12 protein-coding genes are annotated in these 13,182 nt (G+C 73.7%); 5 read left to right on the forward strand and 7 right to left on the reverse strand.

Annotated elements, in window-relative coordinates; genetic code table 11:
- Positions 1-286 precede the first annotated feature (286 nt).
- Entirely contained in the window at positions 287-1,105 is an 819-nt protein-coding gene (locus ACZ5ON_RS03685; protein ID WP_465584927.1) for an SDR family NAD(P)-dependent oxidoreductase, read from the forward strand.
- Between the two features lie 149 nt (positions 1,106-1,254).
- On the opposite strand, the gene ACZ5ON_RS03690 is transcribed toward ACZ5ON_RS03685, so the two are convergent.
- From ACZ5ON_RS03690 to ACZ5ON_RS03710, 5 genes are all read right to left on the reverse strand, one after another.
- Positions 1,255-2,256: a ketopantoate reductase family protein gene (locus tag ACZ5ON_RS03690; RefSeq protein ID WP_465584931.1), complete on the reverse strand. Its 1,002-nt coding sequence runs from the start codon at positions 2,254-2,256 to the stop codon at positions 1,255-1,257.
- A gap of 62 nt (positions 2,257-2,318) precedes the next feature.
- Entirely contained in the window at positions 2,319-3,149 is an 831-nt protein-coding gene (locus ACZ5ON_RS03695; protein WP_465584934.1) for a polysaccharide deacetylase family protein, read from the reverse strand.
- Between the two features lie 273 nt (positions 3,150-3,422).
- Positions 3,423-4,187, reverse strand: a complete 765-nt coding sequence (locus ACZ5ON_RS03700; protein WP_465584938.1) for an alpha/beta fold hydrolase — start codon at positions 4,185-4,187, stop codon at positions 3,423-3,425.
- Positions 4,180-5,043: an arylamine N-acetyltransferase family protein gene (locus tag ACZ5ON_RS03705; protein WP_465584941.1), complete on the reverse strand. Its 864-nt coding sequence runs from the start codon at positions 5,041-5,043 to the stop codon at positions 4,180-4,182. The genes ACZ5ON_RS03700 and ACZ5ON_RS03705 overlap by 8 nt, the downstream gene beginning before the upstream one ends.
- 157 nt (positions 5,044-5,200) lie before the next feature.
- Complete coding sequence (locus tag ACZ5ON_RS03710; protein ID WP_465584944.1) at positions 5,201-5,938, reverse strand: nucleotidyltransferase domain-containing protein; 738 nt, start codon at positions 5,936-5,938, stop codon at positions 5,201-5,203.
- Between the two features lie 621 nt (positions 5,939-6,559).
- Here ACZ5ON_RS03710 and ACZ5ON_RS03715 point away from each other — a divergent pair.
- Positions 6,560-7,714 carry a methyltransferase gene (locus ACZ5ON_RS03715; protein WP_465584949.1) on the forward strand — a complete coding sequence of 385 codons (1,155 nt, stop codon included), beginning with the start codon at positions 6,560-6,562 and terminating at the stop codon, positions 7,712-7,714.
- 31 nt (positions 7,715-7,745) lie between these two features.
- Here ACZ5ON_RS03715 and ACZ5ON_RS03720 read toward each other — a convergent pair whose 3' ends face one another.
- Complete coding sequence (locus tag ACZ5ON_RS03720; protein ID WP_465584956.1) at positions 7,746-8,975, reverse strand: beta-ketoacyl-[acyl-carrier-protein] synthase family protein; 1,230 nt, start codon at positions 8,973-8,975, stop codon at positions 7,746-7,748.
- A 464-nt stretch (positions 8,976-9,439) separates the two neighbouring features.
- On the opposite strand from ACZ5ON_RS03720, the gene ACZ5ON_RS03725 reads away from it, so the two are divergent.
- Together ACZ5ON_RS03725 and ACZ5ON_RS03730 are read left to right on the forward strand one after the other, a co-directional pair.
- A complete protein-coding gene (locus ACZ5ON_RS03725) occupies positions 9,440-10,084 on the forward strand; it encodes a TetR/AcrR family transcriptional regulator (protein ID WP_465585335.1) in 645 nt (214 codons plus the stop codon).
- Between the two features lie 50 nt (positions 10,085-10,134).
- Positions 10,135-11,460 (forward strand): MFS transporter, encoded by a 1,326-nt coding sequence (locus ACZ5ON_RS03730; protein WP_465585337.1) that lies wholly within the window; start codon positions 10,135-10,137, stop codon positions 11,458-11,460.
- A 375-nt stretch (positions 11,461-11,835) separates the two neighbouring features.
- Here the strand turns inward: ACZ5ON_RS03730 and ACZ5ON_RS03735 are convergent, their stop codons facing one another.
- Complete coding sequence (locus tag ACZ5ON_RS03735; RefSeq protein ID WP_465584962.1) at positions 11,836-12,630, reverse strand: LysR substrate-binding domain-containing protein; 795 nt, start codon at positions 12,628-12,630, stop codon at positions 11,836-11,838.
- Positions 12,631-12,688: 58 nt separating this feature from the next.
- Between ACZ5ON_RS03735 and ACZ5ON_RS03740 the strand changes: the two genes are divergently transcribed.
- Entirely contained in the window at positions 12,689-13,084 is a 396-nt protein-coding gene (locus ACZ5ON_RS03740) for a DUF5997 family protein (RefSeq protein WP_465584965.1), read from the forward strand.
- Positions 13,085-13,182: the final 98 nt, after the last annotated feature.

Here is a 13,182-nt window from a genome sequence, read left to right on the forward strand (position 1 = left end):
TTCAGGTGACGCTGGGGGCGACCCAGCGAGGTGCTGTGTCTCAGCCGGCGACACATCCGGCCTGGTGGGCCGACCGCATCGCCGTGACGACGGTACTACCTGTGCTAACGCCCGTTCGCATCCGGTCGGTGCTGACGGAGGCTGCTCGGTCCTGAGGGCTGCTGCGCCAATCGGATGAGTTGCGTCACGTTCACCGGTGCGCTGCCGCCGGGCCGAGTCGCCCGGCCGTCGTCCGGCCGCCAGAATCCAGGGGTCGGATCAGCCGGGGCGAGAGCGGGGAGCAGTGATGTCGACGGGATCGCTCACAGGACAGGTCGGCCTGATCACCGGGGCGGGGCGCGGGATCGGCCGGGAGGTCGCGATCGGCCTGGCCGCCGAGGGGATGGCGGTGGCCCTGATCGGCCGCACCCACGAGACCCTGATCGGAACGCTCAAGGAGTGCGTTCGCCACGGCGCGCGCGGCATCGCGGTGACCGCCGACGTGTGCCACCCGGGCGCCGTCCGCGAAGCCGTCCGGACGGTGCGACGGGACCTCGGACCGGTCGACTTCCTGGTCAACAACGCCGGCCAGGTGGACCAGGCCGAGGTCCCGCTGTGGGAGGCGGACGGCAACCAGTGGTGGAAGGTGGTGGAGACCAACCTGCGCGGCCCGTTCAACCTGATGCGCTGCGTGCTCCCCGAGATGGTCGAGCGCCGCCAAGGCCGGGTGCTCAACCTCAACTCCGGCTTCGCGCTGCGCCCGGACGGCCGCTACACCGCGTACGCCACCTCCAAGGGCGCCCTGCTCCAGCTCTCCGACAACATCGCCGACTCGCTCGCCGCCCACCAGGTCGTGATCCTCGACATCAGCCCCGGCGCGGTGGCCACCGACATGACCGCCGGGCTGCCGATGTTCGCCGACATGACCGAGTGGGGCAGCATCCCGTACATGGTCGCCATGGCGGTGGACGTGGCCCGTGGGCGCTTCGACCCGCTGCACGGCCGGTTCATCCACGCGGGGCGGGACAACCTGGAGGAACTGCTCTCCCGTGCCGAGGCGATCCGCGAGGCGGACGCCCGCACGCTGCGGCTGCGCCCGTACGGGCCGGGGGATCCGATGGCCTGAGGACGGGCCGGGCGGCGAGGAGGCGGGGCGGAGGAGGCGGCGCGGAGAGCTGAGCGCGCCGGACGCGGTGGACCCGGGGCGGGGGCAGCCGTGCGTGAGACCCGCCGCGGACGGTGTGGCCTCCCGCACGGCGCCCGTGCCGGGGAAGGTCAGCAGAGGGCGGCGAGTTCCTCCGGGGTGAGGCTGCCGGCCGGACGGCCGGTACGGGCGAACTCCCCGGCGAGGCGCTGCAGGGCCTCGTTGACCGGGGTCGGCACGCCGTGCAGGCGGCCGAGGAGCACCACCTCGCCGTTCAGGTAGTCCGTCTCGATGCTGCCGGTGCCGCGGACCAGGCTCTGGGCCGAGGAGCCGCCGATCCGCTCCTCGCCCTCCAGCGGCTGCAGTTCGACCCGGTCGCCGCGGTCCGCCGCCTGCTCGTCGGCGGTCGCGTAGGGGATGCCTGCGGCGTGCAGCACCGCCTCGTACTCCTGCTGCGCCCGCCGCAGCACCGTCAGGAGCGGCTCGCCGCGGATCGGACCGGCGACCGCCTCCAGCGCGTTGGCGACGTTGCCGAGGAGCTTGCCGTACTTCCAGCGCATCACCTCCTCGCTGACGGGTGCGGCGAAGAACGACTTCTCCAGGTCGGCCGAGACCTGTCGGGCCGTGTCGTCGCTGCCCGACGGGTAGCGGCCGAGGCGCAGGATCCCGCTGAGCGGGGCGCCGGAGGCGGAGACCCGGCCCGGCTCCAGGTGGGAGGTGGGCATCCAGAGGCACATCCCGTACACACGGCGGAAGTGGCGCAGGGCGAGGCGTTCGTTCTCCACGCCGTTCTGGGCGCAGACGATGGGAAGCACCTCGCCCGCCGTGCGGGGGCCGTCCGTGGCGCCGGTGACCGGGCGGGGCGCCCACTCGGCCAGGACTCCCTCGGTGTGCTGGGACTTCACCGCCAGGACCAGGACGTCGCCGGACCTCAGCTCGATCTCGGCCGGACCCGGGACCGTGGGGATGGGCAGCGCCCGTACGCCCTCCGGGGTGGAGAACCGCAGCCCGCCCGTGCGCAGTGCGGCGCCGTGCGCGCCCCGCGCGACCAGCACCACCTCGAACCCGCCCTCGTACAGTCGTCCGCCGATCGTGCCGCCGATGGCCCCGGCGCCGATGATGATGTAGCGCATGGCCAGCAGCCAAGCACAGATGCCCAGTTGGTGACAGGAGCTACGCGCGGAGAGGTTCGCCGTTACGCGCACAGCTGACTTGCGGTGACGGCGGTCAGACCGGCTTCGGCGAGGCCGTCGAGGATCCCCGGCATGGCTTCCACGGTGCCCCGGTGGCCCATGTGCAGGGCGATCACCGAGCCGCCGATGGCGGCCTTGAGCAACCGGCGCCGCACCACCTCGGCACCCGGGTCGGTGTAGTCGCGCGGGTCCACATCGAAGGAGAGGCAGTGCTCGTACCCCACCAACCTGGCCTGTTCGCGGACCATCGGGGTGGCGTACTGGGCGGCGGAGGGCCGGAACCAGCGACCGATCGAGCCGGTGAGCCGCAGCAGCCGGTCGGCACACTCCTGCACCTCGGCCCGGGCCTGGGCGACCGGCATCCGGGAGATGTCCCGGTGGTTCTGGGTGTGGTTGCCGAGCTCGTGGCCGCCGTCCAGGATCCGGCGGGCCATCTGCGGCTGCTGGTCCAGCCAGCTGCCGACGACCAGGACGGTGAGCCGGGCACCGTGCTGCTCGGCGGCGGTGAGCAGTGCCAGCGCGAGGGCCGGGTCGCCCTGGCCGTGGAAGGTGAGCGCGACCTGGCGTCGGTCGCGCGGGCCGTTGACGACCTCGGGCGGGGTGTCGGGCGCGAGCGGCGGCAGATGTGGCGGGCTCGGGCTGGTGGTGGCCGGCGCCGGGCTGCTCGCGGGGGCGGCCGGTGTGCTACTGGCGGCGGGCGACGGCTTCGCGCTCGGCTCGGCCCGTGCCGCCGGGTCACCACCGTCGTCACACGCGGCGGTGACCCCGGTGGCGGCGGTCAGAGCGGCCAGCCGGGCCGTGGAACGCAGCACAGTGCGGCGGTCGACAGTCATCGCGGGCCAGCCTAAGCAGAGCCGAATGGCTCTGCGACTGTGACGCGCTGGGGCCGCGGGTGGAATCCCGGTGGACGAGGTTGACCAAGACACCCTCGGCGAATGGGAGTTGGACGGATCGGTCGGCGGCGCATGCCGCTCTGTGGGACGCGCGGGCCGCCGGCGCCGCGGCCGGTGGCCCGCCAGGCGACCGCGAAGGAGAGGAGCCGGCCGTGACACCTGCGGGGCGGGGCCGCCCGGACGTCCCGCTGCGTGGCCGGCCCCGTGCCCGCGTCAGGACTCCGCAGCGATCACGGCCCGGGCCAGGGCATCCGGGTTGTCGAGCATGAGGTTGTGCCCGCTGTCGGGCACCGCGACGACCGAGACCCCACCCTCGGCGAGCTCGGCGGCGCCGGGCAGCGGCCCGTCGTCGGCCGGGTACAGGAAGGTGCGCGGGATCCTCAGATCGAGCAGCTGACGGCGCATCATCGGCTCACTGCCCCGGCACAGCTGCACCGAGCTGCGGTGCAGCGCCTCGCGCCCGGCCAGCCGCATGGTCGACCACCAGTGCGGGCCGACCACCCGCTCGGTCTCCGCCCAGCCGGAAGCCAGGAACTCCTCCTCGGAGTACCAGGCGATCCATCCGCCGCCCATCCACTGCGGGCCCGGCGTGACGGCGTCCAGGTTGGCGTCCAGCAGGACCAGGCTGCGCACCAGGTGCGGGTGGCGCGCGGCCAACACGATCGCCACCGAACCGCCCATGCTGTGCGCGACCAGCTGGGCCCGCTCGACCCCGGCCGCCTCGATCGCCGCCGCCAGGGCATCGGCGTGCGACTTGAGCGAGTAGTCGAAGTCGGTCGGCCGGTCGCTGATCCCGAAGCCGAGCAGGTCGACCAGCAGCGAGCGGCGCCCGGCCAGCAGCGGGTGCAGCGCGGCCTCGGTGAAGTAGGGGAGCGAGCTGGCACCCAGCCCGTGGACGTACACCCGGGCCGGCTCGGCACCGGGCAGCTCGACCCAGCGGATCAGGTCTCCGCCGGGGGTGACGGGGGCACTACGCATGCTCGGCCGTCCTTTCCTTCCAGTTCTGGTGGACCGCGAAGACCTGCTGCCAGAGCGCCTCGCGCTCGGCGGGACCCAGCTCGGTGAGGGGCAGACCGAAGCGGTCGGCCAGCGTGGCGTACCACTCGCCGGGGTCGGCTATCTCGTGGCGGTGCCGCCCGGTGGCGTCGACCCGGACCAGCATGCAGCCGCGCAGTGCGTCCGTGCCCTCGGCGTCCCGGCGGATGGCGCAGGCCGCGCGGGCGAACGGGGACTCGGGCGAGGTCGAGAGCCATCGGTGCTTGGCCTCGAAATCCACCTGCCGGGCGGGCTCGGCGAGGAAGTCCATCCCGAGCAGCGAGCCCTGCGGGTCGTGCTCGAAGCGCCAGTCGCCGACCTCGGCCTTCGAAGTCGTGAGTCGGTAGGTGAACGGGCCCTGCCGGTACTCGCCCTCGCGCAGCGGCAGCGGTTCGTACAGGCCGTCACCGAGCCCGACGTCGACCATCCAGCGCTCGCCCCCGCAGTCCACCGTCAGCACCAGGTGGTCTCCGGTGGCCCCGGCCCCGGCCCCGGCCCCGGGGGAGCGGTCCTGCACGCCGCCGACGTGCCACCGCGTCCGGAAGCCGAGCGCTGCCAGCAACGTGCCGAAGGCGCCGTTCAGGTGGAAGCAGTACCCACCCCGGCCGCGGAGGATCCGTGCTATGGAATCCGCCGGGTCGATCGTGGTCGTGCGGCCCAACTGGATGTCCAGCGTCTCGTACGGCACCCGCTCCACATGGGCACGGTGCAGTGCGAAGAGCGCTTCGACCGACGGCTCGGCGGGCTCGGGCAGGCCGAGATGGCCCAGGTACTCGTCGATCACCGTGCGGTTCAGCATCCGGCCACCCTAGACCCGGCCACTGACGGCGCATTGACCACCGGTCAGGTTGCTGCCGCTGACGCGGTCCCGGCAGCGGACAGCGGCGGGCAGGACGCCGGGCCGGTGGTGCACCGGCAGCCCGGGACAGCCGACGGGCCCCGCCCGGCCGACCTGGTCAGGGAGCGGTCGGCCCCGCCAGCAGGGCCGGTCCGGCGGGGCGGTGGTCGCCCTCTCGGAGGGGGCCGCCGGCGCGCTCCAGGACGGCGGCCACCGCGTCCGAGAACGGCGCGTGCGGCCCGCCGGTCAGTACCGTCCGACAACCCGTCAGCAGCGCGTCGGCGAGGACCGGGTCGGCCGCCCGGAGCCAGCGCGGCAGCCACTTGCCCGTGCCCCGCCAGGCTCCGGCGCTCGCCGTGAGCAGTTCGGCGGCCGCCTCCAGCAGTGCGGTGACGATGCCCAGCAACTCGTCGGGGTCGGTGCAGCCGAGCAGATCGTCATACAGGTCGGTGACCGCGTACCGCTTCGCGGCCAGGGCCGCCGGAGGGGGCGGGACCGGTCCCTCCGCGATGGTCCGCTCGGCGAGGGCGCGGACCCGCGCCGCCGTGCCGTCCAGGTCCAGCAGGACGACACCGCGCGCGCACATGAACGACATGATCGGCGCGCCGTTGGCACGGTCCCAGGCGAACATCGTGCGGACGGAGGTGGCGGTGTGCACGAACAGCTCAGCCGGGCGGCCGGCCCAGGCCACGGTCTCCCGGTACACCGCGGCGGTCTCCGGCAGGATCACCACGATGTCCAGGTCCGAGGTCGCGGTTCCTTCTCCCCGCGCGGTCGACCCCCCGAGGAAGGCGGCCACCGCCTCGGGGAATCGTTCCCGCACCAGTGCGTGCGCGGCCTCGGCGTGATCATCCATGTGGCGATCATGCCGGATCGCCCGTCCGCTCGCGGCCCGTTTGCACCGCCCGCGTCGGCGCTCAGCGGCAGAGTGCGTCCTGTCCCGGCCGGCGGCCGTCGGCCAGGAAGCCGGTGAGAGGCGGCTGACCACCGCCGCCGAACTCCTGGCCGAGGCCGTCACCGCGCGGTGGCGGCCGGGCTCCCCCGGGGCGTGAGGATGCGCACGACCCGCTCCGCCGCGCCCGAGCTGTCGGCCGGCCGTGAGCAGTCGACCGGGCAGAGCCCGGCGCCCTGGGGTTGCCCGAGGGCCCCGGGGCTCTCCGCCGCCGGTACGCGCCCCGGCTCGCCGCGGTCGCCCGCCCGCGACCTGCCTTGATCGGCGGGCGCGATTGCCGGGCACCTGGGACGCTCCGATAGCCTGAGGGCACGTCGATCTCCTCCCCCTCGTGAACGAGGGGGAGTCCCCTCAGCCTCGCGGCTGAGCCGCTGCGCGTCGGCGTGGCGGTTGGGAGGTTTCCTGCTTCGTCGGGTGGTGGGCGCCGGTCCGCCTTGACGGCGAAGCGGCTACCCCCTCCCCCGCTACGCGGGCAGCCCGTTTCCTCCCCGGTCTGAAGGCCGGGGTATCTACAGAGGTATCCCGATGAACTGCTTCACAACGCCATGGGGCGAGTTCGAGCTCACCCGTTTCCCCGAGGACCCCCGCGAGCGGCTGCGAGCCTGGGACGCCGCCGACGAGTACCTGTTGCGGCACCTCAAGGGGATCGATGGCGAACCCGTCGAGCTGGCGGGCACGGTCGTCGCGGTCGGCGACCGCTGGGGCGCGCTGGTCACCGCGCTCGCCGCGCACCGACCGGTGCAGATCACCGACTCCTACCTCGGCCAGCGGGCGACCTCGGCCAACCTCGCCCGCAACGGGATCGACGCGGATGCCGTACGCCTGCTGTCGACCAGGGACACCCCGCCGGACCGGATCGACGTGCTGCTGGTCCGCGTCCCCAAGAGCCTCGCGCTCCTGGAGGACCAGCTGCACCGCCTCGCCCCGGGCATCCACCCGGGCACGATCGTGGTGGGCACCGGCATGGTGACCGAGATCCACACCTCCACCCTCAAGCTGTTCGAGCGGATCATCGGCCCGACCCGCACCTCGCTCGCGGTGAAGAAGGCGCGCCTCATCTTCTGCGCGCCGGACCCCGCTCTCGCCCCCTCCGCCAGCCCCTGGCCGACCAGTTACGCACTGCCCGGCGACCTCGGTGCGGCCTCCGGGCTGACCGTCACCAACCACGCGGGCGTCTTCTGCGCCGAGCGCCTCGACATCGGAACCAGGTTCTTCCTGCGCAACCTGCCGCGGCGCCACGGCCGGGAGCACGTCGTGGACCTCGGCTGCGGCAACGGCGTGGTCGGTACGGCGGCCGCGCTGGCCAACCCGCAGGCCGAACTCACCTTCATCGACGAGTCGTTCCAGGCCGTGGCCTCGGCCGAGGCCACCTTCCGGGCCAATGTCCACGGTGACACCAAGGCCGAGTTCCTGGCCGGCGACGCCCTCTCCGCGGTTCCGCCGGGCACGGTCGACCTGGTGCTGAACAACCCGCCCTTCCACTCCCACCAGGCGACCACGGACGCCACCGCCTGGCGGATGTTCACCGGTTCCCGCCGGGCGCTCCGCCCCGGCGGCGAACTCTGGGTCATCGGCAACCGCCACCTCGGGTACCACGTCAAGCTCCGTCGGCTGTTCGGCAACTGCCAGACCGTCACCAGCGATCCGAAGTTCGTCATCCTGCGCGCGGTCAGGAACTGACCGCAGCCCGTCGCCGGCCAGCCCGCTCCGGTCAGGGCACGCGGGTGAACACCAGCGAGGCGTTGTGGCCGCCGAAGCCGAAGGAGTTCGTCAGCGCGGCCGTCAGCTCGCCGTGCCGGGGCTCGCCGGTGACCACGTCCAGCTTCACCTGCGGGTCGAGGGAGTCGAGGTTCAGCGTCGCGGGGATGACGCCGTCGCGGAGCGACAGGATCGCGGAGAGCGCCCCCATCGCCCCGGCCGCGCCGAAGAGGTGACCGGTCATCGACTTGGTGGCGGTCACGGCCGGGTGGGTGCCGATGGCCTCGGTGATCGACTCGGCCTCGGTGAGGTCGCCCTTGGGGGTGGAGGTGGCGTGGGCGTGGATGTGGTCGACCGCCAGCGGGGACAGACCCGCCGAGGCCAGCGCCAGCCGCATGGCGCGGATCTGGCCCTCGGGATGCGCGGCGGTGATGTGGTGCGCGTCCGAGGTCACGCCGGCACCGGCGAGCGCCGCGTGGGCACGGGCGCTACGCGCTGCGGCGAACCCGGCGCGCTCCAGGACGACCACCGCGGCACCCTCGCCGATGACGAAGCCGTCGCGGTCGACGTCGAACGGACGGGACGCCTGCTGCGGCGCGTCGTTCCGGGTCGAATGGGCCTTGGCCTGGGCGAAGCCGGCCAGCGGCAGCGGGCAGATGCAGGCTTCGGTGCCACCCGCCACCACCACGTCCGCCCGTCCGAGCCGGATCAGGTCCAGGCCCATCGCGATCGCCTCCGCGCCCGACGCGCAGGCGCTGACCGGGGTGTGCGCGCCGCCGCGGGCGCCGAGCTCGATGCTGACCCAGGCCGCAGGCCCGTTCGCCATCAGCATCGGGACGGTGTGCGGGGACACCCGCCGCACACCGGAGGACTCCAGGACGTCGTCCTGGCCGAGCATGGTCAGCGCGCCCCCGGTGCCGGTACCGATCACCACGGCCAGCCGCTCCGGATCGACCTCGGGCGAACCGGCGTCCGCCCAGGCCTCACGGGCGGCGATCAGCGCGATCTGTTCGCAGCGGTCCATCCGACGGGCCTGCACCCGGTCCAGCACCTCGCCCGGGTCGACTTTGAGTCGCCCGGCGATCCGCACCGGCAGGTCCGCCGCCCACTCCTCCTCGATCACGCTGATCCCCGACTGCCCGGCCAGCAGCGCGGACCAGGTCGAGGCGACGTCCCCGCCGAGCGGCGTGGTGGCCCCGAGGCCGGTGGCCACCACGTCGAGGTTGTTGATATCGGTACTCACTGGTGAACCACCTTTGTATGAGAGATACAACTCCCCGGGTGGATGGCTTTGCGGGGAGTCCGACTCGAATGCCACTCTGTCAGGGGTTTGACGGGTGATCAGGTGCAGGGATCCACGGAGTCTGGCGCTCAGGGTTTGTAGGGTTTGGTTATTTGCTGCCGTCCTCCGCTGGCTGCTGGCTGCCTCTGCGGTGCCGGTGCCCGCCGCGCCGTTGCGGGACTCAGGCCGGTGTCGCCTCGTCGCGCAGCACGCTGTAGCGCACGACCTTCGAGTGTCGGCGGGTCGTCCTCGCGTACCGGACGCAGGATCACGCGGTCATCGCTCATCTGAGTCGCCGTGGTTGTCAACTTTCCTGCCGAGAACAGCTTTTGGCGACCGGTGCGGTCACTCGCCCGGCGTCCGCATCGATCCGTCGAAGCTGGTAGACAGTGTCTACCAGAGCCTGGTAGACACTGTCTATGTCCATCGAACGCGAGAACTCCCTCCGTGAACGGCTGGTCGACGTCGGTGTCGAGCTGGTGCTGACCGAAGGCGTCGCCTCCCTCGGCCTGCGCGAGATCGCCCGCCGGGCGGGCGTGTCGCACGGCGCCCCGCGCCGCTACTTCCCCACCCATCACGCCCTGCTCTCCGCCATCGCCCACCGCGGCTTCGCGGACCTCGGGGCCCGTTTCGCCGCGGCCGTCGCCGGCGCGGTCTCGCCGCGCGACCAACTGCGGGCACTCGGGCGGGCGTACGTCGGCTACGCGCTGGAGCACCGCGGCATGTTCGAGCTGATGTTCCGGCACGACCTGCTCGACAGCGAGCGGCAGGGACGAGAGCGGCAGGGGTCGGAGCGCGCGACGGAGCAGCCGCGCCTGCGGGAGTCGACGCTCCCGCTGTTCGAACGGATCGTGGACCTCGTCGCCCGGCAACGGCACCACGGGCCGGGCGGGCAGCCGCCGGCCGTGACGGCAGCCGCCCTCTGGGCCAACCTGCACGGCATCGCCCAGCTGTGGAGCTGGGGAAGCCTGGGGCTCGCCCTCGGCGCCGCCCCGCCGGAGCAGCAACTCGACCGGCTCGTCGGTGCGGCCCTGGACGCCCACCTCGGCCCGGCGGACGCGGCCTCGTGACGACTCCCGCACACCGCCGCCTCGCCCTCGTGGTCAGCGTGGCCGGCGCGATGATCGTCGCGCTGGACGGCACGGTGCTGACCGTGGCCCAGCCCAGCCTCGGCCGCGACCTCGGCGCGAGCACCGCCCAGGTCCAGTGGACCAGTACCGCCTACCTGCTCGCGGTGGCCGCGTTGCTGGTCGTCGCCGGACGCCTCGGCGACCGGTACGGCCACCGCAGGATGCTGTTCACCGGACTGCTCGGCTTCGCCGCAGCCTCGGCCGGTATCGCGCTCGCGCCCGGCGTCGGCTGGGCGATCGCCCTGCGGGCCGTCCAGGGCGTGTTCGGTGCGCTGCTGCAGCCCGCGACGCTCGCGCTGCTGCGGCTCACTCACCCGGCGGACCGGCTCGGCACGCCCGTCGCCATCCGCACCAGCGCGATCGGCGTGGCCGCGGCGGCCGGTCCGGTCCTCGGGGGCGCCCTCGTCGCACACCTGGGCTGGCGGGCCGTGTTCACGGTCAACGTCCCGGCCGCGCTGGTGATCGCGGTACTCGCCCTCGCCGTCCGGGTGACGGCCCCGCCGCGTACCGGATCCGGCCGGCTCGACCTGGCGGGCGCGGCGCTGCTGGCCGGTGCGCTCGCGGTCCTGGTGCACACCCTGGCCGGGGTGCCGGCGCACGGATGGAGCTCCGCGCCGACGCTGTTCGGCCTCGCCGCGGCCGCCGGCGCCGCGGTGGCACTCATCGCCCACGAGCGCCGCGCCGCGGACCCGATCGTGCCCTCGGCCGTGGCCCGGTCCGTACCGGTGGCGGCGTCGATGGCGCTCCTGCTGGTCACCTCCGGGGGCATGTCCGGCGCGCTGTTCACGGCCACCTTCCTGCTCCAGGACGTCCTCCGGCTCGATCCGCTCGCCGCCGGTCTGCGGGTGCTGCCGCTGACGGTGCTGATGGTCCTCGGCGCGCCCGTGGCCGGCACCGCGCTGCGCCGGTACGGCCCGCGCCGCACCGCGCTCACGGGCACGCTCCTCGTCGCCCTCGGCATCGCGGGCCTGTCCCGGCTCGGCCAGGGCTCCTGGACGGAGCTCGGCGCGGCCTTCGCCGCGCTGGGCGCGGGGTTCGCCACCGTGATGGTCACCGCCACCGGGACCGTCGTCGGTGACGCGCCGCCCGGGTACGCCGGGGTCATCGGCGGTCTCAAGCAGACCGCCGTGAACGTCGGCCCGACCCTCGGCGTGGCCGTCGCCGCCGGTACGGCGCTGCCGACCGGTCCGGGGACGGGGGCCGGCCTGCTGGTACCGGCCTGCCTCGCGGCGACCGGCCTGCTGCCGGCCGCGCTGCTGCCGCCAGCCAGGCCCGCCGTACCCGTCGAGTCCGGGACGGCGGCTCCGGCTGCCTGACGGTCGCGGCTTCGAAATGCCTGGCGGGAGGGCGGGCTTTCGGGCAGGCTCCGCCACGATGACCAGGGGACGAGTGGGAGTACGCTCCGGCCGGCACGCTCCGGGGCATGCTGCAGCGCGGGCGAGGGCTGGGCGCGCTCCGGGCGAGGGAGGAGCCGGCGACGGCCGGCGAGTTGGTGTACGAGTGTGTCCTGCGGGACTTGCGGTGGGACGTGGTGGACCACGGGGGAGGAGCGGCTGCTCTGGCGCTCCGAGCCCTGGATCCGCTGGCGGCCGCTGCTGGGGATCGCCGAACCGCCCCGACGGCCGGGGGTGCGCGACGTCGAGGTGGGCGCGAGCAGCCGTCAGCTGCACAGCGGCCGCGCGGCGCCCGCGCTACGACCGGCGGCGAGGCTTGCCGTGCTTGGCGCCCTTGGACGAGCCGGACCCGCGCTGCGCGCTCCGGCCGGCCGACTTGCCGGCCGCCGGCTTCCGGGGCGCACCGCGTCCGTCGGGGCGCTTCGCCTTCGGCTGCGCCGCGGTTTTCGGCTGTGGGGTGGTCTTCTGCTGCGCGGCGGCGGAGAGTCCTCGCGAGCTGTTGACGGTCCGCCCGCGGACGATCCCGATGAACTCCTCCACCAGGTCGGTGGTCTGCTCCTCGGGCCACGACAGCGCGACCCGGGACTGGGGCGCGTCGGCGACCGGCCGGTAGGTGAGGTCCCGGCGGTGGTGCAGGCGGGCGAGCGACTGCGGGACGACGAGCACCCCCACCCCGGCCGCCACCAGTTCGATCGCGTCCGCCGTCGTGGCGGGGCGCTCGATCGCGGGCAGCCCAGGAAGGTCCTCCCAGCCGAGGGTGTCGTCCAGGGGGTGGAAGACGACGTCGTCGGCCAGGTCCCCGCAGGTAACCTCGTCGACCGCCGCCACGATGTGGTCCTTCGGGACCACGACCACCGTGGTCTCGGTGTAGAGCGGGATCGCGCTGAGTTCCGTCCGGTCGACCGGCAACCGTACGAGACCGGCGTCGACGTCACCGCGGCGCAGCGCGTCCGGCGCCTCGCCGGCGGTCACCTGGAGGAGTTCCAGCGGGATGCCGGGCAGCCGCTCCTGCCAGATCCGCACCCACTTGGTGGGTGTCACGCCCGGGACATACGCGAGCCTGAACGAACGGGGTACTTCCGAGCCTGTCACCTGGCCAGGTTACCGGGCGTGGTCAGAGTCGGCGCACACGCTCGATATCCTTGACGCCATGAAGTCGCAGCAGAACTCCCAGACCATGAAGCCCGCGACCGCGGCGAAGAAGCTGGGCGTGTACCTCGAGGCCACTCCCGCCGAGTTCCGGGAGGGCGTCGTCTCGCGCGACGAACTCAACGCGCTCCAGGCCGACCCGCCCCAGTGGCTGCAGGACCTGCGCCGCAACGGCCCGCACCCCCGGCCGGTGGTCGCGGCGAAGCTGGGCGTCTCCATCTCGGGCCTCGCGCGCGGCGGAGTGACCGAGCCGCTCACCACGGAGCAGATCGAGGCGCTCAAGCAGGAGTGCCCCGATTGGCTGCGGAAGGAGCGCGCCACCCAGGCCGAGGTGCGCAAGGAAGCGGAGCGCATCAAGGAGAAGAACCGGGAGAAGCAGGCGGCGCAGGGCGAGTAGTCCCGCCACCCGCGCGCCTGACCTCCCTGCCCGATCCGCGTCGGCGGCGAGTTCAGCCGAGTCGACCCGAACGCCCGGTCACACCTGTTGTGACCGGG

The sequence above is a fragment of the Kitasatospora sp. NPDC032150 genome (genome assembly GCF_055579945.1).